This is a genomic window from Flagellimonas lutaonensis (assembly GCF_000963865.1).
Classification (GTDB): Bacteria; Bacteroidota; Bacteroidia; order Flavobacteriales; family Flavobacteriaceae; genus Flagellimonas_A; species Flagellimonas_A lutaonensis.
On the sequence record NZ_CP011071.1, the window covers coordinates 1,430,694 to 1,452,899 of the forward strand.

At 47.6% G+C, this 22,206-nt stretch carries 18 protein-coding genes; 11 read left to right on the top strand and 7 right to left on the bottom strand.

Annotation, left to right across the window (positions count from 1 at the left end; genetic code table 11):
* Complete coding sequence (locus VC82_RS06575) at positions 1-2,256, bottom strand: T9SS type B sorting domain-containing protein (RefSeq protein WP_045801667.1); 2,256 nt, start codon at positions 2,254-2,256, stop codon at positions 1-3.
* Positions 2,257-2,519: 263 nt separating this feature from the next.
* Between VC82_RS06575 and VC82_RS06580 the strand changes: the two genes are divergently transcribed.
* Positions 2,520-4,205 carry a glutamine--tRNA ligase/YqeY domain fusion protein gene (locus VC82_RS06580; RefSeq protein WP_045801668.1) on the top strand — a complete coding sequence of 562 codons (1,686 nt, stop codon included), beginning with the start codon at positions 2,520-2,522 and terminating at the stop codon, positions 4,203-4,205.
* Between the two features lie 470 nt (positions 4,206-4,675).
* Here the strand turns inward: VC82_RS06580 and VC82_RS06590 are convergent, their stop codons facing one another.
* Positions 4,676-5,608 (bottom strand): SPFH domain-containing protein, encoded by a 933-nt coding sequence (locus tag VC82_RS06590; RefSeq protein ID WP_045801670.1) that lies wholly within the window; start codon positions 5,606-5,608, stop codon positions 4,676-4,678.
* 173 nt (positions 5,609-5,781) lie between these two features.
* Between VC82_RS06590 and VC82_RS06595 the strand changes: the two genes are divergently transcribed.
* Positions 5,782-6,456: an MAE_28990/MAE_18760 family HEPN-like nuclease gene (locus tag VC82_RS06595; protein ID WP_045801671.1), complete on the top strand. Its 675-nt coding sequence runs from the start codon at positions 5,782-5,784 to the stop codon at positions 6,454-6,456.
* Positions 6,457-6,491: 35 nt separating this feature from the next.
* Here VC82_RS06595 and VC82_RS15955 read toward each other — a convergent pair whose 3' ends face one another.
* The 3 genes from VC82_RS15955 to VC82_RS06605 all read right to left on the bottom strand — a co-directional run bounded on the left by VC82_RS15955 (position 6,492) and on the right by VC82_RS06605 (position 9,369).
* Positions 6,492-6,599: a hypothetical protein gene (locus VC82_RS15955; protein ID WP_417935064.1), complete on the bottom strand. Its 108-nt coding sequence runs from the start codon at positions 6,597-6,599 to the stop codon at positions 6,492-6,494.
* Positions 6,600-6,754: 155 nt separating this feature from the next.
* Positions 6,755-8,260 carry a glutamate--tRNA ligase gene (gene gltX, locus VC82_RS06600; RefSeq protein WP_045801672.1) on the bottom strand — a complete coding sequence of 502 codons (1,506 nt, stop codon included), beginning with the start codon at positions 8,258-8,260 and terminating at the stop codon, positions 6,755-6,757.
* A 35-nt stretch (positions 8,261-8,295) separates the two neighbouring features.
* The gene (locus VC82_RS06605; RefSeq protein ID WP_045801673.1) at positions 8,296-9,369 is read right to left on the bottom strand and encodes an alkane 1-monooxygenase; all 1,074 of its coding nucleotides are present in this window, start codon (positions 9,367-9,369) and stop codon (positions 8,296-8,298) included.
* 146 nt (positions 9,370-9,515) lie between these two features.
* On the opposite strand from VC82_RS06605, the gene VC82_RS06610 reads away from it, so the two are divergent.
* The 7 genes from VC82_RS06610 to VC82_RS06640 all read left to right on the top strand — a co-directional run bounded on the left by VC82_RS06610 (position 9,516) and on the right by VC82_RS06640 (position 17,439).
* Positions 9,516-12,950: a coiled-coil domain-containing protein gene (locus VC82_RS06610; RefSeq protein ID WP_045801674.1), complete on the top strand. Its 3,435-nt coding sequence runs from the start codon at positions 9,516-9,518 to the stop codon at positions 12,948-12,950.
* On the top strand, positions 12,943-13,362 hold the full coding sequence (gene ybeY, locus VC82_RS06615; RefSeq protein ID WP_045801675.1) for an rRNA maturation RNase YbeY: 420 nt from the start codon (positions 12,943-12,945) through the stop codon (positions 13,360-13,362). The genes VC82_RS06610 and ybeY overlap by 8 nt, the downstream gene beginning before the upstream one ends.
* A 4-nt stretch (positions 13,363-13,366) precedes the next feature.
* The gene (gene mnmG, locus VC82_RS06620) at positions 13,367-15,235 is read left to right on the top strand and encodes a tRNA uridine-5-carboxymethylaminomethyl(34) synthesis enzyme MnmG (protein WP_045801676.1); all 1,869 of its coding nucleotides are present in this window, start codon (positions 13,367-13,369) and stop codon (positions 15,233-15,235) included.
* 101 nt (positions 15,236-15,336) lie between these two features.
* Positions 15,337-15,621, top strand: a complete 285-nt coding sequence (locus VC82_RS06625; RefSeq protein ID WP_045801677.1) for a hypothetical protein — start codon at positions 15,337-15,339, stop codon at positions 15,619-15,621.
* A gap of 11 nt (positions 15,622-15,632) precedes the next feature.
* Complete coding sequence (locus VC82_RS06630; protein ID WP_045801678.1) at positions 15,633-15,887, top strand: hypothetical protein; 255 nt, start codon at positions 15,633-15,635, stop codon at positions 15,885-15,887.
* Positions 15,865-16,692 carry a class I SAM-dependent methyltransferase gene (locus VC82_RS06635; protein ID WP_045801679.1) on the top strand — a complete coding sequence of 276 codons (828 nt, stop codon included), beginning with the start codon at positions 15,865-15,867 and terminating at the stop codon, positions 16,690-16,692. The genes VC82_RS06630 and VC82_RS06635 overlap by 23 nt, the downstream gene beginning before the upstream one ends.
* 240 nt (positions 16,693-16,932) lie before the next feature.
* Positions 16,933-17,439: an OmpH/Skp family outer membrane protein gene (locus VC82_RS06640; RefSeq protein ID WP_045801680.1), complete on the top strand. Its 507-nt coding sequence runs from the start codon at positions 16,933-16,935 to the stop codon at positions 17,437-17,439.
* A 53-nt stretch (positions 17,440-17,492) separates the two neighbouring features.
* Here the strand turns inward: VC82_RS06640 and VC82_RS06645 are convergent, their stop codons facing one another.
* The gene (locus VC82_RS06645; protein WP_045803295.1) at positions 17,493-17,891 is read right to left on the bottom strand and encodes a hypothetical protein; all 399 of its coding nucleotides are present in this window, start codon (positions 17,889-17,891) and stop codon (positions 17,493-17,495) included.
* A 96-nt stretch (positions 17,892-17,987) separates the two neighbouring features.
* Positions 17,988-19,139, bottom strand: coding sequence for a DNA polymerase III subunit (locus tag VC82_RS06650; protein ID WP_045801681.1), 1,152 nt, complete (start codon positions 19,137-19,139; stop codon positions 17,988-17,990).
* 132 nt (positions 19,140-19,271) lie between these two features.
* On the opposite strand from VC82_RS06650, the gene VC82_RS06655 reads away from it, so the two are divergent.
* Positions 19,272-20,462: a phosphoglycerate kinase gene (locus VC82_RS06655; RefSeq protein ID WP_045801682.1), complete on the top strand. Its 1,191-nt coding sequence runs from the start codon at positions 19,272-19,274 to the stop codon at positions 20,460-20,462.
* Positions 20,463-20,582: 120 nt separating this feature from the next.
* Positions 20,583-22,205 (top strand): LysM peptidoglycan-binding domain-containing protein, encoded by a 1,623-nt coding sequence (locus tag VC82_RS06660; protein ID WP_045801683.1) that lies wholly within the window; start codon positions 20,583-20,585, stop codon positions 22,203-22,205.
* The last annotated feature ends 1 nt before the right edge of the window (position 22,206 follow it).

A 22,206-nucleotide genomic window follows, 5' to 3' on the forward strand; every position in this document is an offset into this window, starting at 1 on the left:
CTAGCGGATAACCGTAATGGTTCCTTGTTTTAGTGTTTGGTTTTCTTTTCTGATCTTGTAATAGAACACCATGTTCTGCTCAGAGAACGATGTGCTCGATTGTGGCCAGTTGTTTTGATAGTCGGTGACGTTCAAGACCTCTTGGCCTTTTTCGTTATATATGGTGACGGTCACGTCAGAACGTCTAGAATAAGTGTTCGGCAGCACCCAAAGGTCGTTGATGCCATCGCCATTGGCGGTCACCACATTGGGTACCCTGAAATTGTCGCGGTACTCTACAGATAGCTGTCGGGTCGCTTCACAATCACCAATGCTGGCCACCAACACATATTGTCCTTCTTCCGAGAGCGTTACCCGGTCTGAGTTGCTCAAGAGGTCGTTGTTGGTATTGTACCAATTGTATGTATCTGCTCCGCTGGCGGTCACCGTAATCGATTCTCCCTCGGGGATTACAATGTTCTCATCTGTATCGATGACCAATTGCGAATCATCAAAATCGGAAACGGCAATTTCGTTCGAGGGTACCATACAGCCGTCGATGTTGACCATCAAACGGTACGTGCCCGATTGGGTCACGGTCAGTTCGGTGGCGGTTGAACCGGTATCACTGCCGTTTCTGTGCCATTCAAAGGTCTCACCGCTCAAGTCACGGGTCGTTGTCAAGGTAACCGGGTCTCCTCCGGGGCAGACCACGGTGGCACTGCTGTTGATGGCAATGCTCTCAGAGGTTCTCAACTGCACCGACAAAGTGTTTGACGAGGCATTGAAGGCTCCAGCTGTACCGGTCAGTATAAAATCGCCATTATCGGTGTTGTCGGTTACCATGAGCGTATTGTTCGTTTCACCGGCCAGATCAGTCCCGTTTCTTCTCCATTGGTACGAGAAGGTTGCTTCCATATCAGTGGTGACATCGGTTTTGCTTCCATCAGAGGCAACGGCATTGATCTGCAAAAGTCCGATGGTTACATCGGTCGATTCACAGGCGGTATATGAGGTGCTGTAGTCGATCACGAACTCAAACGAATCTGGTGCCACCACTTGGGTGGTTTCAGAATCTACGGGTGAGGCCGCACAGGCGCCCCCGCTTTCAGTTACGCGGGCAAAGTAGGTGCCGACATCGGTTACATCGAGTGAGCTATTGGTGGCGCCCGATATAGGGCTTCCATCCTTATACCATTGGTAGTTGGGGCTGCTGGCAGTGGTTGAAACCGATAGGGTCTTGGTTTGCGATGGAAGGATAACGATCGTCGCGGGGTTGTCGCGCGTAACCGTAAAATTGCTGGCATTGGTAATGGTTACCACTGCCGAACGTTCTTGGCAAATACCGTTGCCAGAGATCTCTACCTGATAATCGCCCTCGAAGCCAGATATACTGGCATCGACCACATACGAGTCATCGTCTACGGTGGGTGTTGTTATGGCCGTACCATCCTTGTACCAAGTGTAGGTCAGGCCGGTACCCGTAATGTTTGCCTGTAAGGTTTCGGTTTCACCGGGGCACAATGCTGTTTTTGAAGGAGGATTGATGGCAATGCCCTGACTGCTGCCCGTAGTGATCTCGATGGTGTTCGAAAGGGTATTGGCCGACCCTGAACAGGTGGCCCCATAATCGATTTCCACATAATACATACCGGCCGAAGAAACCGTCAGGTTTTCACTGGTTTCGCTCAATGGCGTACCGCTGCGATACCATTTATACTGATAGGTATCTGCATTGGGCACGTTGTGCGGGCTCAAGGTGATGGAGTTGCCATCGCAGAGATTGATGGTTCCGCCCGGGGGAATGGTTCCGTTGCCATCTTGACTGATCAAGATGGGTGAATTATAATCGATGTAGTACATGGCGTACGGATCGGAGGACGGACTGGTAACAGCGGGACTGGTGCTGCGTACCCTCATGCGGTAGTTTTCGCCACGGGTGTCCGTGGGCAATGCAAATTGAAAATCGAAATCAAAATTTGTGTTTTGGTTGCTTACCCGGGCCAGTTCGGTGGCAGAGGCAAAATCGCCATTGCCGTCAGAAAGCTCGAGGATAAACTCGTTGTCGCTGTTCACCAACGGCGGGGCCCAAGTGAAATTGACGAAATATTCGTTGAAATCTGAAGAAGCGCAAGCGGCGGTCCAAGCAGAGTTGCCTGGTAGGTTCGGGTTGTCGGCAGGTACCGGTTTGTTCAACACCTGTGCGTTCACCTGCGCTCCGAAGAACAAACAGGCAACGACCAATGGTAGAATACGATTTGGAAAAATAGGTCTCATGGCTATGGTAGCTTTACGGGTTCGACACGACTTTGGGGGATCGGATCGAACATTTTTTTCGTGTTGTTAGTTTTAGTGCCCGCCTTGGCGGGATTTTTCCATACAATATTCTAAAACAAATATGATCTTATTTCGTCGCCTTGTAAACTTAATGTTGTGGCTCCCATAAAAACTGTTGTGAAATGGGCGTATTTGTATGAAGAACAATGCAAAAGACATTTAGAAAGCCCCAATTTTGCTACATTTGTGCTTCAATTTTAAGCATGGGAAAAGAAGAAAGATCGCTGAATTTCATAGAGCATATCATTGAAGAAGATCTCAAGTCGGGCTATACCCCTGAGCAACTGCGGTTTCGGTTTCCGCCGGAGCCTAACGGTTACCTTCACGTGGGCCACGCCAGCTCCATTTGCCTGAACTTTGGTCTTGGGTTGCGGTACAATGCTCCCGTAAACCTTCGGTTTGACGACACCAATCCCACCAAGGAAGAGCAAGAATATGTCGATGCCATTAAAAGGGATGTCCAATGGCTTGGTTTTGAGTGGGATAAGGAGTGTTATGCCTCCGATTATTTTCAGCAGTTGTACGATTGGGCGGTGGAATTGATAAAGAACGGCAAAGCCTATGTAGATAGCCAGTCTTCTGAAGAAATGGCCAAACAAAAGGGGACCCCGACTGAACCTGGCACCGAAAGCCCTTACCGCAACCGTTCAGTTGAAGAAAACCTACGGTTGTTCGAGGGTATGAAGAATGGGGAGTTTGCCGAGGGCGAACATGTACTGCGGGCCAAGATCGATATGGCCTCGCCCAATATGCTGATGCGCGATCCCATCTTGTACCGGGTGCTGCACAAGGCACATCACCGAACAAATACCGATTGGTGTATTTATCCTATGTACGATTGGGCGCACGGGCAGGGCGATTATATAGAACAAGTGTCGCACTCGTTGTGTACCTTAGAGTTTTTACCGCACCGCGAGCTGTACGACTGGTGTTTAGACCAAGTGGTATCAAAAGACAGGCTGCGGCCCAAACAGCGCGAATTTGCGCGCCGCAACCTCAGCCATACCGTGGTAAGCAAGCGAAAACTCTTGAAATTGGTAGAAGAGGGCGTGGTCAGTGGTTGGGACGACCCCCGTATGCCCACCATTTCTGGTATGCGCCGTCGTGGGTACACACCAGAGGCCATTCGCAATTTTGCCGATACCATAGGCATTGCCAAGCGCGAGAATGTGGTCGATGTGTCGTTGTTGGAGTTTCATGTGCGCGACCATCTCAACCAGATCGCGCCAAGGGTGATGGCCGTGTTGGATCCCCTAAAAGTGGTCATCACCAACTATCCCGAGCGGGAAGAAGAATGGCTCGAAGCTGAGAACAATCCCGAAGATGAATCCGCCGGTTACAGACAGGTGCCGTTCTCAAGGGAAATCTATATCGAAAAAGACGATTTTCGCGAAGAGGCCAATAGAAAGTTTTTCCGGTTGAAGCTGGGTGGCGAGGTGCGCTTGAAGAACGGCTACATCATCAAGGCCGAAAGCTGCACAAAAGATACCGATGGGAATATTGTTGAGGTGCAGTGTACCTACGACCCCAAAAGTAAAAGCGGCAGTGGCACTGAAGAAAGCATGCGAAAAGTCAAGGGAACCCTGCACTGGGTATCGGTAAAGCATGCCATTACGGCCGAGGTTCGTATGTACGACCGTCTCTTTAACGACCCGACCCCAGATGCACATAAAGACCGGGATTTTATGGAATTTGTGAACCCCGACTCGCTCAAGAAGGTAACGGGTTATCTGGAACCCAGTCTAAAGGAAGCCAAGCCGGGCGACCGTTTTCAGTTTCAACGATTGGGGTATTTTAATGTCGATAAAGATTCCACTGCCGAAAAGTTGGTCTTTAACCGCACCGTGCCCTTGCGAGATACCTGGGCGAAGTTGGAGCAGAAGGATTGATATCATTCCTGCGGAAGCAGGAATCCCTTTGCCGTTTTGAACCTGTTCGCAGATAGGCGGTCAGAAAACAAGAAAATTTTTGCACATACTTCTCGATACGATGCGACTACGGGTCGAATCAGTTGAAGTGACGCCTGACACTTTTTTGTCATTCTGAACGTCAGCGAAAAATTCATGAGAGTTCTCGTGCCTCTGCCGATAACTATCGGGACCGCCCTGTTGAAATGACCAAAAAACCATTGCATAGCCAAACCTTATCCAAATAAATATATCAATCGGTATTTTCTATGAAACCCCGCTGCGTCAAAAGCATTCTGAGGGGTTTTCTTTTTTTGGCAAGGTGTTTCTGTGCATCCGGTCTTAAAACGCCGTTGAATGCGTTTAAAATGAAAAAGCCCCGCTCAAGGCACGGCTTTGCTTCTTATGTCTGTGTTCTCGATTGCGCTCAAACGGACAATGTTCCATTCGAATCAAGAATCAGAACCCTTTTTCTTGTTCTGCGTTTTCATCTGTTCGCCGATCATGTTACTGGCCGTAAACGAGGCCACCATGTTGTTGAGCATATCGCTACCCGCTTGTGGCGAGTTCGGCAACAGAATAAGGTTGGTGTTCGTTTCCTCTCCGATTGCCTGCAGCGTATCGTAATGTTGGGTCACCACGATCAGGGCCGATGCCTCCTGCGAGTTGATGCCCACCTTGTTCAATACCTCAACGGACTCTTCAAGGCCCCGGGCAATCTCACGGCGCTGGTCGGCAATGCCCTGCCCCTGCAAGCGTTTACTTTCGGCCTCTGCCTTGGCCTTTTCAACAATCAATATTCGGGCCGCATCGCCCTCGAACTGGGCGGCGATCTTTTCACGTTCCGAGGCGTTGATGCGGTTCATGGCCGCCTTTACCTGGGCATCGGGGTCGATGTCGGTAACCAGTGTCTTGATGATATCGTACCCATAGTCGAGCATGGCATCTTGTAGTTCAGACTTTACGGCGATGGCGATATCATCTTTTTTGACAAAAACATCATCGAGCTTCATCTTGGGCACTTCAGCACGTACCACATCAAAAACATACGAGGTAATCTGGTCGTGCGGATATTCCAGTTTATAAAAGGCCTCGTACACCTTGCTTCTAATGACCACGTATTGTACCGAAACCTTTAGTTTAACGAACACGTCATCAAGGGTCTTGGTCTCGACAATAACGTCGAGCTGTTGGATCTTAAGGCTCAACCGGCCCGCAATACGATCCACAAGGGGTATCTTCATCTGCAGCCCCGAATTACGGATGCTCTGAAAACGGCCAAAACGTTCCACAATGGCAGCGGTCTGCTGTTTTACCACAAAAAAGGAGGCGAACAGAATGATCAGCCCAAAAAAGATAAACGGAATCAAGAGAAAATTACCCATAGCAAGTGTTTTTAACGGTTGGAAATGAAAAGTACAAAAGTCTTATGGAATATAGGTAGCAACCCAGACACTTTTGTTACACCTAATATTAGTTTTGTTGGAGTTTGTATATTTAGTATCAAAGTAGGTTCTGACTGCCTTATCTGCAAAACCGTATTATTATTTTTTATCTCATGCCCTCACATTCATATTTAGATTTATTAGCACTATACGAAGATGTTGACAAGCTAAGTGAAACCCATTTAAAATTTACAAAAGGAAAAAGAGGAAGAAAAAAACTTGGTTATTTGACCCGTAGCGCAGTGGTTATGCTGTGTGCAGCATGGGAAAGATACAATGAGAATCTTCTTTTAGAGGCAATAGATTTAATTTTGAATAAAGGAATTTCCGCAAACGAATTACCAAAAAAAGTCAAACAAAACATTAGCCGAAAGGTTAAAGAAAACAAAAATGAAGTATATCCAATCGAACTTGCAGACGATGGTTGGAAAAATCTCTGGAAAGGATATGCGGTCAATGATACAGAAGCATTGCACACACCTAATTCAGAAAAACTTGAAGTATTATTTAGAAGAAATCTGGGCATAGAAAATTATACTACTCTTTGGAAATCTGAACACATAGTTCGTATTGATGAACTTGTTAAAGTGCGTGGTGCAATAGCTCACAACGGAAGTAAGGCCAAATATGTGAGAATTAACCAATTAAGAAAATATAGCACATTAGTTAAAGATAATTCGATTGAAATCGATTATAACATTAATCAGTTATTATATAAGGAGTATGGTGTAAAATCTTGGAAAACAACATACTACCTTGATTTCAATGATCAGAAAAAGAATATGTGAAGATTAACATTTAATTGGGTAAGCGTTGAACTTAGTCATATTAACAGAGTTTTGTCCCACGCATTTTCAATTCGCTCTAAACATTCATCCCTCCCCAACAACACCATAATATCAAACAGATGCGGCCCTTTCATATCGCCCACGATGGCCTCTAGCCCAAATTGTTCTTGTCATTTCGACGACGCGAAGCAAGGAGAAATCTATATTGAGATTTCTCACTCCTCACTACGTTCGGGTTTCGAAATGACAGGTTTGGCGTACTGCCAAGTTTCCTTTCCTTGGGGAGAAGGAGCCAAACTTACCCAAGCGTGTTCAGTGCATGTTCAATCCGCCGCAGGCATTCCTCTTTACCCAACAAGGCCATGATATCAAACAGGTGCGGGCCTTTCATATCGCCTACGATGACCAAACGTAGGGGCGGCATCACCTTACCGAACGCGAGCTCTTGGCCGGCGATCCAGTCTTTCACCTGTTTTTCGATGTTGTCAGAAGAGAAATCACCGATGCCGTTCAGTACTTCGCCCACTTGTTTGATGATGTCGGGCGTACCCTCTTTCCACTGTTTTTTCACTGCCTTTTCGTTATAGCTTTCCGGTGCCACAAAGAAGTAATCGCCCAGTTTCCAGAAATCCTGTACAAAGTCGGCCCGTTCTTTGATTAGGGAGACCACTTTTTCCACATAGTTGTGATCCCGAACGGAGTGAGGAATCTCTTGGCGTTCAAGCACCGTCGCAAACAAACTAGCCAACTCCCCATCTCTCTTGCGTTGCAGCCATTGGTGATTGTACCATTTGGTCTTTTCTGGATCAAAACGGGCCCCCGATTTGTTGACACGGTCTAGCGAAAAGGCCTCTACAAGCTCCTGTAACAAGAACACTTCTTGTTCGGTACCGGGGTTCCAGCCCAAAAAGGCAAGAAAATTGACCACGGCCTCAGGAAAATAGCCCGCTTCGCGGTACCCCACGGCATCTTCCCACGACAGTGGAAACACCGGAAAGCCCCCTTTTTCACCATCACGTTTGCTCAACTTGCCCTTGCCCGTGGGCTTCATGATCAGGGGCAAATGGGCGAACTGTGGGGCCTGCCATTCAAAGGCATCGTACAGTTGTTGGTGCAGGGGCAGCGAGGGCAGCCACTCTTCGCCACGAATTACATGGGTGATCTGCATCAAATGGTCGTCCACAATGTTCGCCAAATGGTAGGTGGGCATGCCATCGCTCTTGAACAGCACCTTGTCGTCAAGGGTGTTGGTGTCGATCTTGATCTCGCCCCGAACAAGGTCGTTCAACACCACCGTTTCATCAGGGGGTGTCATAAACCGTATTACATAGTCCTCGCCAGAATTCAGTCGTTTTTCGACCGCTTCGGGCATCATTGACAGCGAGTTGTCGAGCTTTAGGCGGTTGTGCCAGTTGTAGATAAAGGTCTTGCCCTTGGCCTCATGGTCTTTTCGGTGTGCATCGAGGGCTTCGGGGGTGTCAAAAGCGTAATAGGCCCTGCCCTTTTCGACCAGTTCTTCGGCATATTGTCGGTACAGGTGCTTGCGCTCGCTCTGGCGGTAGGGGCCAAATCCACCGTCTTTTCCAATGCCCTCATCGTAGGGAATACCGCACCATTTTAGGGCTTCGACAATGTACTGTTCGGCACCCTCAACATAGCGGTTTTGGTCGGTATCCTCTATCCGGAGTACAAAATCGCCCCCATGTTTTTTCGCGAAGAGATAGTTGAAAAGGGCGGTGCGTACGCCGCCAATATGTAATGGCCCGGTCGGGCTCGGGGCAAAACGTACCCTTACTTTGGTCATACATCAAGAATTTGCCCGCAAAGATAGTGATTGCATCAGGCGAGCGAAAACGAATCTGTTTCGGGCTTCATTTCATTAGGGACCCTAGGGTTCATAATGGCAAACCACAGTGGGGGCACCAGCGAAAGCACCATACTGGTGGGGTAGCCGTACGGCATCTGTGGTGAAACGTCGTGGCAATCCAGCACTTGGTACTTCTTGGCCGATTTATAGTGATGGTCACTGTGGCGGGTGAGTTCATAGAGCACGATACGGCCAATGACATGGTTGCTGTTCCACGAATGGCATTCGCGCACCCGTTCGTATCGGCCCGAGGGCATCTTTTTTCTGATCAGCCCGTAATGTTCGATATAGTTGACCGTTTCCAACAACAAAAAGCCCACTACCCCTGCCCCAAGGGCAAACCAAAGGGCCGTGGCGCCAAAAATGACAAGAACCAGCCCCAAATAGGCCAGTTGCAGCAACACATACCAAAGCATATCGTTTTTTATGGAAAAGAACCCTCTTTCCTTTTTGGCGAGCAGCTTTTGCTGTATTTTCCAAGCCTTTCGGTACTGTCGCGTCACCGAGGTGAACCAAAAAGAATATACCGATTGGTTATAGCGTGCTGTGGCTGGGTCTTCGGGGGTTGCCGCATGGGCGTGGTGCCCAAAATTGTGCTCTATGTAAAAGTGCATATAGAACGAGGGCAGCAGTAGGGCCTTGCCCAAAAACCGTTCGCTTGTCTGTTGGCGATGGCCCAATTCGTGGCCAACGTTGATGCCGTTGACGCCCAGTACAATGCCAAGCGAGAGGCAGAGCCCGACCAGCTCATAGGGGGCATGGTCGCTGGTGCCCACATGCCACAAGAGATAGCCCAAAAGGCCGTAGACAATGGGCAGGTTCAGATAGAGCATCCAATCGAAAAAACGGCTGTTTTCCTTTCGTTGCTTTTCTGCGCCGACTAGGTTGCTGGTATCTTGCGGCAGTAGCACCTCTAAAATGGGAATGATCACAAAGGCATAGACGGGCGTAAAATAACTCCACAAACCTTCAAAATAGATACTGATGGCCGCAGAAAGGGGTATGGTAAGGGCCGCTAGGTAGCGTAAATCTCTCCAGTTGTCCATTTTAACACAACTTTTTCAGCCCGATCTTTTAATATCGGGTATCTTGGTATATCGTTAACAATAAGCGGTCAGTTCACGTTTTTCTAAGAAAAATCTTCGAATTGACAGGGTTTGATTTGATTGTAACCATTTAAAGATACTGGATTTTGGGCAGTTACGACAAGATACTCGATAAGCTGAACGGCTTTATCTCAAAGTATTACCGAAAGCTTTTGGTAAAGGGGCTGTTGTTGTTCTTGTCTTTCGGTCTGCTCTTTTTTCTTGTGGCACTGTCGCTTGAATATTTCTTTTGGATGGGCTCGACCGCCCGTTTGGTGCTGTTGTTGTCAGTAATCGCTTTTGAGGGATACCTGCTCTACCATTTTGTGCTCACCCCTATCTTTTATCTGTTTCGAATTAAAAAGGGCATTTCGAACAAACAGGCCTCGTTGCTAATCGGGAAGCATTTTCCCCATGTCGATGACAAGCTTTACAACCTGCTCGAACTTGCCGAGGATGATGAAAAGTCGGAACTGTTGTTGGCCAGTATCGGGCAACGCTCACACGAACTTGACACGGTTCCGTTCGTACAGGCCATCGATTTTAAAGAGAGCCTAAAATATGCAAAGTACTTGGCCATTCCGATTGTGGTGGTGGTCTTGATCGCCCTGACCGGTAATCTGGGGTCGTTTTTCGGATCATATGAACGGGTGGTCAATTACGATATGGCCTACGAGCCACCGGCACCCTTTCAGTTCCGATTGCTGAACAGCGAGCTGAAGGTCTTTGACGACCGGCCCCTGACCATACAAATGGTGACCGAGGGTGAGGTGTTGCCTGAAGATGCGTATATCGTGGTCAATGGTCAACAATGGTTGTTGCAGAAGAAGGGAGGGGTTTTTGAATATCGTTTTTCAGCACCTGTAAAGCAATCAAGCTTTTATTTTACGGCCAATGGCTACAATTCGAGGGTCTATGATATTGTGAGCCTGCCGACCCCATCGCTCCAAGATTTTGAACTGCACCTGCAGTATCCAGGTTATACCGGGCGAAGCCCTGAGGTGCTCAAAGGCACAGGCAATGCGACCTTTCCAGAGGGCACCATCGCTACATGGAAGATCAAGGGAAAGAACACCGAACAGATTGAGCTCCATTTGGCCGATACCCTTTTGGCCTTTGATAGGGCCGATAATGCCTTCTCCCTAAGCAAGCGGGTGTACAACAATTTAGACTATGGCCTGTCTACCAGCAACGGCAATGTAAAGAACCATGAATTTTTGGAGTATAGTTTTAAGGTTGTTCGCGATGCGAGTCCACAGATAAGGGTCGAGCAGGCGTTTGACTCACTGAACTTGAACGAATCATATTATTCAGGACAGGTGTCCGACGATTATCTAGTGAGCGAGATACGCTTGGTTTGTTACCCAAAAGAGCGGCCCGAAGAGGTTCAACGATTGGTGTTGCAGCGGCCCAAGAGCAATGTGCAGCAGTTTTTCTACACATTTCCTTCGGGCTTGCAAGTGGAACCCGGCGAAGCATACCAATTGGTATTTGAAGTGGTCGACAACGATGCCCAAGGGGGGGGCAAGGTATCAAAGAGCCAGGTTTTTAGTACAGTGTTCTATACCGATAACGAACTGAAGAGCAAGGACCTGGAATTTCAAGAGTCCGTTTTGGATAATTTCGATAAATCCCTTGAAAAACTTAGGGAGCAAAAGACCGAACTCGAGAAAATCAACGAAAAGCAAAAAGAGCAATCAGGACTTGATTTTAACGACAAGAACGAAATCAAGAACTTTCTTAGAAAACAACAACAGCAAGAAGACCTGATGCAAAAATTCAGCAAGCAGCTCAAAGAAAGCCTGGACAAACAGGAAAATGATGACGAACTCAACCAATTGCTAAAGGAACGGCTCGAGCGGCAAGAACTGGAAGCCAAGAAAAATGCCAAGTTGCTCGAAGAGCTGAATAAAATTGCCGATAAAATTGAGGAAGATGATTTAAAGAAACGACTTGAAGAGCTTGGCAAACAGCAGGGTAAGAACCAACGAAACCTAGAGCAATTGCTTGAATTGACCAAACGGTATTATGTTACGGAAAAGGCCTCACAATTGGCACAAGAATTGGCCAAGCAGGCAGAAAGACAAGAGATTTTGTCAGAGCAAAAACTAGGTCAGGACTTTTCCAATAAAGAACAGGAAAAGCTGAATGAAAAGTATGAGAAGTTGAGCGATGAATTGGACGAGCTAAAAAAAGACAACCAGAACCTTAAAAAACCCATTGACCTGGATATTGACAAGAAAAAGCAAGAAGGGGTAAAGCAAGACCAACATGAAGCACTGGAAGAAATCAACAAGCACCAGGGCATGGAAGAATCTTCGCAGAGCGAGGAAAAACAAAAGACCCAGAACAATGCTTCCCAAAAGCAAAAATCAGCCGCCCAAAAGATGAAAGAGATGAGCGAGAGCCTTCAACAAGGTGCCTCGGCCATGGGTGGGGGTTCGAGCATCACAGAAGATGCCGAGATGCTCAGGCAGATTTTGGACAACCTGGTTATTTTTTCTTTCAAGCAAGAGAACCTTTTTGATCAGGTCGGCGAGGCCAACATCGATGTCTCCAACTTTTCGGCCACTGTGCGCGAACAGAAAGAACTGCGCGACCTGTTCGAGCATGTTGACGACAGCTTGTTCGCGCTCTCACTGAGACGCGCTGAGTTGTCTGAGTTTGTAAACGAACAGGTGACCGAGGTGTACTACAACATCGATAAGGCTTTAGAGAGCATTGCAGAGAACCGGGTCTATCAAGGGGCCGCGTACCAACAGTATGTAATCAGCGCGAGCAATGCGCTGGCCGATTTTCTTGCCAACACGCTTGACAATATGCAGATGAGTATGCAACAGGGCAATGGCTCAGGGCAGAGCGGTAGTGACTTTCAATTGCCCGATATTATCGAAGGTCAAGAGAAGTTGAATGAACAGATGGGGCAGATGGGGAAATCGGGCAAAGGTGAGCAGCAGTCTGAAAGCGGTAAAGAGGGCGAGGGCAAAGAAGAGGGCCAAGGAGAAAAGCAGGGGGGAAGTGAAGGAGACCAAAAAGGGCAAGACGGTAAGAAGGGAAAAGAGGCACAAGGCGGAAAGAATGGTGGGGAGGGCCAAGATGGGCAGTCTGGCGAAGGCTTGAGCGAGCAAGAGCTTAAAGAGATTTATGAAATCTACAAACAACAGCAGCAGATACGCCAGCGATTGGAAAAGCAGTTGCAAGATATGATCAACAAGTCTGACCGTGACCTTGCCAAGAAACTGGTGCAGCAGATGGAGAATTTTGAAAACGACCTTATACAGAACGGCATCACTGAACGCACCATGAACAAAGCCAATTATATACAGCACCAGTTGCTGAAATTAGAGAATGCCACTTTAAAACAGGGCCAAAAGAAAGAGCGAAAGAGCACCACGAATACCGAACGTTATCGCGCACCCATCATCACCAAGCCCGAGCTGTTCAAGAAGAGTGAACAGGAAATAGAAATTTTAGATCGACAAGCCTTACCTTTGCGGCAAGAATACCGTAGAAAAGTACGGGAGTACTTTAAAAATGATTGATTTCCATTTTGAGAATGATTTTCAGCTAGAGCAAAAAGACAAGTTTTCCGATTGGCTGAGTAGGATAATAACTGCTGAGGGCTATGAATTGGGAAATCTTGACTACGTTTTTTGTGATGATGAATATCTGTGGGATATCAATATGCAGTATCTGAATCACGACACCTACACCGACATCATCACGTTTGACTACTCTACCGGAAGGGTCATTTCAGGCGATATATTTATTTCGGTCGAGCGCGTTGATGACAATGCTGCAGACCACGGGGTGGGCTTCGAAAACGAATTGCTTCGTGTGATGTGCCACGGAGTGCTGCACCTTATGGGATACAACGACAAGAAAGAGGATGAGGTTGCGTTGATGCGCAACAAGGAAGACGAAATGATACAAATGTTCCACGTGGAACAATAGGATTATGTTTGAAAAGGAATACGATGTAATTGTAGTGGGCGGCGGCCATGCAGGCGCCGAGGCCACAGCTGCGGCGGCCAACATGGGCTCAAAGACCCTGTTGGTTACGATGAACCTGCAGACCATTGGGCAGATGTCTTGCAATCCGGCCATGGGCGGTATTGCCAAAGGTCAGATAGTACGCGAAATCGATGCTTTGGGCGGGTATAGCGGCATTGTCACGGATCGCTCGGCCATACAGTTTAAGATGTTGAACAAATCCAAAGGTCCGGCAATGTGGAGTCCCCGCGCTCAGAACGACCGGATGCGCTTTGCCGAAGAATGGCGCCTGATGTTGGAGCAAACACCCAATGCGGACTTTTACCAAGAAATGGTTTCTGGGCTGTGGGTCGAAGGCAATAGGGTGGTGGGCGTGCGCACCTCTTTGGGGATTGATATAAGAAGTAAGGCGGTAGTGCTGACCAACGGTACTTTTTTGAACGGACTTATCCATATTGGCGAGAAGCAATTTGGCGGTGGCCGGGCAGGGGAAAGAGCTGCCACTGGCATCACAGAACAATTGGTAGATTTTGGCTTTGACAGTGGACGAATGAAGACCGGCACCCCTCCGAGGGTCGATGGCCGTTCACTCGATTACTCCAAAATGACCCCGCAACCTGGGGACGAGAATCCCGAAAAGTTCTCCTATTTAGATACCCCTAAGCTGACAAAACAACCCGATTGCCACATGACGCGTACCAGTCAATTGGTGCACGATCTGTTGCGCGAAGGCTTTGATCGCTCGCCCATGTTCAACGGTAGGATCAAAAGTATTGGTCCCCGCTATTGCCCATCCATAGAAGATAAGATACATCGTTTTGCCGACAAAGATTCCCACCAGATCTTCGTGGAACCAGAGGGGTGGAATACCGTTGAGGTATATGTAAATGGGTTTTCGACCTCACTTCCAGAAGATGTTCAGTACAGGGCACTACGTTCGGTGGCAGGCTTCGAGAATGTAAAGTTTTTTAGACCGGGTTACGCCATAGAATACGACTACTTTCCACCGACCCAGTTAAAGCATACCCTTGAGACCAAATTGATAGAGAACCTCTACTTTGCCGGGCAGATCAATGGTACGACCGGATATGAGGAGGCCGCTTCACAGGGACTGATGGCGGGCATCAATGCACACCTGAAAATCAACGAAAAAGAACCTTTTATCCTAAAGAGGGACGAGGCCTATATAGGCGTGTTGATTGATGATCTGATCACAAAGGGCACAGAAGAGCCGTATCGTATGTTTACCTCAAGGGCTGAATACCGAACGTTGTTGCGGCAAGACAATGCCGATTTGCGTCTGACCCCAAGGAGCTACGAATTGGGGCTTGCTTCCGAAGAAAGAATGCGAAAAATGGAGGAAAAAGAGAAAAAATCGCAGGAATTTGTGGATTTTTTCAGAAAAACTAGCTTTGATCCAGAAGAAATAAACCCCATTTTGGAAAAATTGGATTCTGCGACGGTCAAACAGGCCGATAAACTGTTCAAGGTATTCTCGCGACCCAAAGTAACGATGGACCATATGTTGCAGCTTGAAACCGTTTCGTCATTTGTTGCCGAAAAGGAGTTGGACAATGAGGTGCTTGAGCAGGCAGAGATACAGGTTAAGTATTCGGGGTATATCGAAAAGGAAAAACAGAATGCAGACAAATTGCACCGTCTGGAAGATGTTCGGATTCCCGAAAACTTTGATTACTCAAAACTGAAATCCCTTAGCTTTGAGGCGCGCGAAAAACTACAGGCCATTCAACCCGTAACCATCGCGCAGGCCTCTCGAATCAGTGGTGTTTCGCCTGCAGATATTAGCGTTTTGTTGGTGTTTTTGGGGAGATAGGGCGGCTATGTTCCACGTGGAACATCAGGGGCTTTTTCAAACATTAGGTGTATACTGGCTTGGTTTTTGTGTAACCTTCTTCAACCAGAGCCAAGACCAAGATGAAACATGTACTGCCGCTGCTGTTGGCGCTTTTGTTGCTCCAAGGCTGCATCCCTGTCCGTATTGCGCCAACGATTTCAGACTACAAAATCACCAAGGGCAAACGCTTTAAAAGGGGGCTTCCGAAGAAAACCGTTTTTGTTTTTGAAGACCCAAAACCTGCCGGACATTTTTATGATTGCATCAACACCAGGTTTCAATTGGATGATTATTATGTGGATGTGCAGGTTCCTTTTTCGGTTGCCAATAACAACTATTTTTTCTCCTTTATGAAGTCGAAATAAAAGACAAGAGTTTGAATTTGTTTCCAGCTTTGTTCAATGCGGTCATGAATGAAGCTTTGGGTAGTGAGGAGGAGGAATACATCAGCGGACGCGATGTTTTCGAGAATGAGAATTGGTACATTGCCATCGAGGTGTTCAGCTTCTTAGAGAAAGATTGCCTGCATGAAGATTCCCCATCGAGAAAAGAGGTTTTGGTGTATCTTCGAGACATAAAAAAAGAATATCTGACCACGCATAATTATAATGAGGTCCTATTTAAAGACTAAAGATTTTTCGGTTACCGGCGAGTCGTTCGAATTGCTTCACGATGAATCGCTCGATATGTTGGTAACGCATCCACAGCCCCAGAACAGCTCGGCCTACTACAAAAGCGAATCCTATATTTCCCATTCGGATAGTAGGAATAATCTAATTGAAAAACTGTACCATTGGGTCAAGGGCTACATGCTTCGTAGAAAAATGAAACTACTTGGTCAGTGGTGTGGTCACGAAAGGTCATTGCTGGATATCGGCGCCGGTTCAGGCGATTTTGTCCTAAGGGCCCAAAAGGAAGGCTGGTCTGCGACCGGGGTAGAACCGAGCGTCTACGCCCGAGAACGTGCCCACGAAAAAGGGGTGTCACTCAAGGCCGACCTAAATGCCGTAGCGGATAGAAAATTTCAGACCGTTACGTTATGGCATGTGTTGGAACATCTTCCTGACCTAGAAAAACAGGCCGCCGTGATTTCAGGGTTGCTGGCGGATGAAGGAACCCTTTTTATAGCAGTGCCCAATTTTAGGTCGTACGACGCAAGGCATTATGCAGAATTTTGGGCCGCTTACGATGTGCCACGGCACCTTTGGCATTTTTCGCAGACATCCATGGCAAAACTTTTTGAAGGGCGTGGGCTAAAAGTGGTCAAGACCCGGCCTATGTTTTTTGATGCATTCTACGTATCAATGCTATCGGAAAAATACAAGAAGAATCCGCTTTGGTGGTTCACCTTTCCGTGGGTGGGCCTTTGGTCAAATGTTAAAGCGGCCTTTTCCGGCGAGTATTCCTCCCTGATCTACATTCTGAAGCGTAAATAGGCTATTTAAGGGCCTGTGGGCGACCTTCTTCACGGGCCTTGGGCAAACCTTTGCCGATAGGAAAACAGCCAGATAGAAACCATTTATAACACCAAAAAACCATAAGTCCTATTGATAACAACGATTGTTTTCAATAACCACTCTCTATGGGCGGAATTTTGCCATGTCACGTTATATTTTCTTCCGGATGGATCACATTCAAAAAGCTTTTCTATTTTTGCGCCACTAAAACAATGAACAATGAAAAAATTATTCGTTAGCCTTTTGATTATTTTGGCAGCGGCCTGTCAGCAACAGAAGATAGGATATGTTGATACCGTCGAGCTACTTGACGGCTATCAAGAGAAAATGGATGCCGAAGCGCGTTTCAACACAAAGCGTGACGCGTTCACCAAAAAACGGGATAGTATTTCGCAGGCTTTTCAATTGGAGTTGCAAGACTTTCAGGCAAAGGCCCAAAAAATGTCGCAGAAAAATGCCCAAGAACAATACGGACTTCTTCAACAGAAGGGGCAGTTTGTGGGGCAGCAGCTTCAGCAAGAAGAACAGCAATTACAACAAATCGGACAAACCGAAATCGACAGTATTGTCAGCAAGGTGAAAAAAGAGATCAAAGCCTACGGCAAGACCAATGGGTATGCTTTTATTTTGAGCGGGGGCGAAGGCGGTGCCGTATTATATGGCAATGAGGCCGATGACCTCACAGAAGAAGTTCTCAAAATTCTTAACGAGAAATACAAAAAATAGAGCTTGCCACAAGTTAGCTCAACAAAGCCCTTTCCATTTGAAAAGGGCTTTTTTTATTGCAATAAGAACAACAAGAAAACGGCAGGCACCAAGTAAATGACAATGGTCTTGGCCCCTTCATAATCTTTGGCCACGCGCTGCCCCAACAAGAGCATCAAAAGTGAAACACAGGCCACGAGTGCCCCGTAGAAAGCAAGCCCCCCGTTGTCGTGCAACAACAGATGGACCAACCCTGCGACTGATAAGAGTCCGGCCCCCAATTCCATTACCGTGATAACGCCCAGCAACAAGGGCACCTGGTTTTTGAACGGCGATTTTGAAAAATGCTCTTTGAGCCATGAGAGGTTTCCGCCCCAATGCCTGGCCTTGTCGATACCGCTCTGCAAGAAGACGATGATGACATACAAGAGCAAGATGGTCTCAGCAGCATTCTCAGAAAAGTGTAGGTGCATGATTTTGATTTTTGTTTGCAAATTTAAAAGCCCTCCAGATTTTGCCCAGCAAGTTAGCTTCCGGGTTATGGCCCCGCCTAAATATATTCCATCATGCTAGGCCGCCTTGGCATGCAGCAGACGGGTCAGTTTTATCGATAGATCGGTAAAGATGAGCTTTGAATTTCCGTTTCTCTCGACATGGTAGAGCGCATCTTCCAGTTCAGCCACTATTTCAACAATATTGTTCTCGTGCACGAAAGGGGCAAACTTCTTCAATTGAAAGCCATCCATATGAATCTTCAAGAAAACCAGTTCCTCGGCACCGTAGTTGAGCATTAGGGCCTGTTCCATGGCGACCAGACAGTACTTTAAAAATTTCTTTTGAACCTCGCGCCCCGTTTTGGCGACTTCTTCGCTCCACATGATAAGTTCATGAATGGCGGCCTTGTTGCCCTTGGCCTTGAACGCGCTGCGAACCCATTGTACGAACCATTTTTCGAACACTAGATCTTCAGAATCTTTGTTCATCAGGTCCAGGGCCTTGTTAAAGTTGCCCTGTGCCTCATGGGCAATGGTATGGGCCTCTTTGGCGCCAATTCCCCTATCGATAAGGGCCTGTGCGATTACCTCTGCCGATAAGGGCGGAAAATGCAACAATTGGCACCGCGAGCGAATGGTGTTGATGATCTGCTCTTCGTTTTCGGCAATAAGCAAGAGCACTGTTTTGTCTGGGGGCTCCTCGATGAGTTTTAAGAGCTTGTTGGCGGCAGAGGCATTCATTTTCTCGGCCATCCACATGATAAGCACTTTGTATCCGCCCTCATATGATTTCAATGAGAGCTTTTTGACAATGTCATTGGCCTCATCGACCCCGATCTGTCCCTGTTTTTTTTCAATGCCCACATGACGGTACCAGTCAAATAGGTTGCCGTAGGGCTGTTCTTTCAGAAAAGTGCGCCATTCACGCAAGAACAAATCACTGACGGCATGTGATTTCACTTTATCAGAGTTGGCCACGGGAAAGGCAAAATGCAGGTCAGGATGTGTGAACGACTCGCATTTCGCATTGCAGGTCGCATCACCGGTACAATTTTCACCACCTCTATTGCGGCATAAGAGATATTGGGCATAGCAGAGCGCCATGGGCAGGGTGCCACAGCCCTCGGGCCCCACGAACAATTGCGCATGGGCAATTCGGCCCGCTTCAACGGTGGTGACCAAGTGTTTCTTGATATGGTCCAAGCCTAAAACCTCAGAAAACCGCATGTGCCAAAGATACGTTTTTTGTGTACTCGGCAAATTAACACAGCTTTTGGCAAACAATCCGTAAAACTGCCGGCACGACCTTGTCTTGACCCTTTGAAATCTTTACATTTGGCGTGCATTAAACCGATAGCCATGAAGACCTTGGACGATTTTAATTTCGAAGATAAAAAGGCATTGATCCGTGTCGATTTCAATGTACCGTTGGATGCCGACTTCAACGTTACCGATACCAGTCGCATCGAAGCGGCAAAACCAACCATTTTAAAGGTTTTGGAAGACGGCGGCAGTGCTGTTCTGATGAGCCACTTGGGCAGGCCCAAGGGAAAGGTGAACCCCGACATGTCGCTGGGCCATATCTGCGAAAAGGTTTCCGAGATCATCGGGGTAGAAGTGAAGTTTGTAGAAGACTGTGTGGGTAAAAAGGTCGAAGAGGCCGTTGGCAATCTTGAAGTGGGCGAGGTGCTGTTGCTCGAAAACCTTCGGTTTCATGCCGAAGAGGAGAGCGGCGACAAGGCTTTTGCCGAGCAATTGGCCAAAAATGGGGATATTTATGTAAACGATGCCTTTGGCACGGCCCACCGGGCGCATGCCTCCACTACCATTGTGGCCCAGTTTTTTCCCGATAGAAAGTGCTTTGGCTATCTGTTGGCCAAAGAGATCAAGGCCATTGAAAAGGTAATGCGAACCGGGGAGAAACCGATTACGGCCATTTTGGGCGGGGCCAAGGTCTCATCGAAGATTACCATTATTGAGAATATTCTTGATAAGGTGGACAACCTCATTATCGGCGGTGGAATGACCTATACCTTTGTCAAGGCAAAAGGAGGCCAAGTGGGCGACTCGATCTGTGAGGACGACAAGACGGATCTGGCCCTTGACATTTTACGCAAAGCCGAAGAAAAAGGGGTTGCCGTGCACCTACCGGTCGATGTGGTGGCTGCCGATGCGTTTGACAACGATGCCAACACCAAAATAGTGGATGTGGATAAGATTCCCGATGGATGGCAAGGCCTTGACGCTGGTCCCCAGACCTTGGAGAACTTCCGAAAGGTGATTGTGCAATCAAAGACTATCTTGTGGAACGGCCCGGTAGGGGTCTTTGAAATGGAACGTTTCGCCCAAGGCACCATAGCTGTGGGCAACTTTGTTGGCCAGGCCACCCAAAACGGTGCTTTTTCACTGGTTGGCGGCGGCGATTCTGTGGCCGCCGTAAAGCAATTTGGCTTCGAAGATAAGGTGAGCTATGTTTCCACCGGAGGCGGGGCCATGCTCGAGAGCCTTGAGGGGCGAACATTGCCCGGTATCGCTGCAATAATGGGTTAAATTGATCGTTATAAAAGCACGGGGGTCATTTGCCATGAAAGAAAGGGTTTTTGACCCCTAAATTTTTGTTTTTCAGAAAAAAAGACCAATTTAGTCTGTCCCATTTCAAACAAAGGCCCAATGAACCAATTGACCAACATCTTCTTGTTTGTTTTCTGTTTGGCAGTGGCCAATTTCTACGGGCAAGAACAGGAACGATCACCTGTTGAAGCATCAGAAGAAAAAATGTCCGTGACCGATACAGGACCCAGCACTGAAAAGGTGCCTGCACTTGATGTCAGAAAGTTGGATGGGCAACTGGTCGAGATCAAAGAAACCAAAGCGGGCACCATCGAATTGGCCGATCTTGAGGAAGCATATCGGTACGATAGTCTTTGGCTTCATGAACTTCATAAGAACGCCGCTCTGTTTACCGAAATGTACGATGAAGTGGTGAACCTGCCCACTGAAGACACCGAAAAATCTGCCCTGGACTTACCCACAGATACCCTAAAGGCCCGATTGCAGCGCCTAAATGAGAAAACACCATTTAACATTGCGTACAACCCTTCATTGGAAAGTGTCATAAAATCGTTCTTGACCAGAAAACGCGGCCTGATGGAGCGCATGTTGACGGCCAGCCAGTTCTACTTTCCACTGTTCGAGCAAGAATTGGACAACCATGGGGTTCCTTTGGAAATAAAATACCTCTCCATCGTTGAATCGGCGCTGAACCCAAGGGCCAAGTCGCGGGTAGGGGCCACCGGTCTTTGGCAGTTTATGTACGGCACCGGAAAAATGTACGGATTGGATGTGAGCAGTTATGTCGATGAGCGAAGCGACCCGATCGCGTCCACGACCGCTGCCTGTAAATATCTGGCCAAACTATATGATATTTTCGAAGATTGGGACCTTGCCCTGGCGGCCTACAATTCTGGTCCGGGCAACGTGAACAAGGCCATAAGACGCTCTGGCGGATACCGAAACTACTGGAATATAAGACCCTTTTTGCCGCGCGAAACGGCTGGATATGTACCCGCATTTTTGGCCACCATGTACATTTTTGAATATGCCGAAGAGCATGGTCTGAAGCGTGTGAATGTCGAGCGGCCTTATTTTGAGACCGATACCGTGCATGTCAAGAACCTGATTACTTTCGAGCAAATTTCAAAGGTGGTTGACATCGATATGGAAGAGTTGGAAATGCTCAATCCGGCGTATAAGCTGAAAATCATTCCCAAGATCGAAGGGAAGACCTATGCCTTACGATTGCCAAAGTCGAAGATTGGCAAGTTTGTGAACAACGAAGCGGCCATCTATGCCTATGCAAAAAAGCAGCTCGACTCCCTAGAAAAGCCCCTCCCCCAATTGGTGCAGGCAAACAGCAAAATTCGTTACAGGGTGAGAAGCGGTGATTATCTTGGCAAGATTGCACAGCGCTATGGAGTGGGCATCAGCCAAATCAAGCGGTGGAACGGGTTGCGAAGCAACAATCTCCGCGTTGGTCAGCGGTTGACGATTTACCCACGAAAACCTGTAGTTGCACAGTCGCCAAAGGTTCAAAAGAGGACGAGCAAAACAGGGGCCTCGGCCGCGGTTGCCAGCAACGCCAAGGTACATACCGTGCAAGAGGGCGATTCGCTTTGGACCATTTCAAGAAAATATCCTGGAGTTTCCATCGAAAATTTACGAGAATGGAACGGTATTAGTGGTAACAACCTAAAACCGGGCACAAAGTTGAAATTGTGCGATTGTTCTTCGTAAA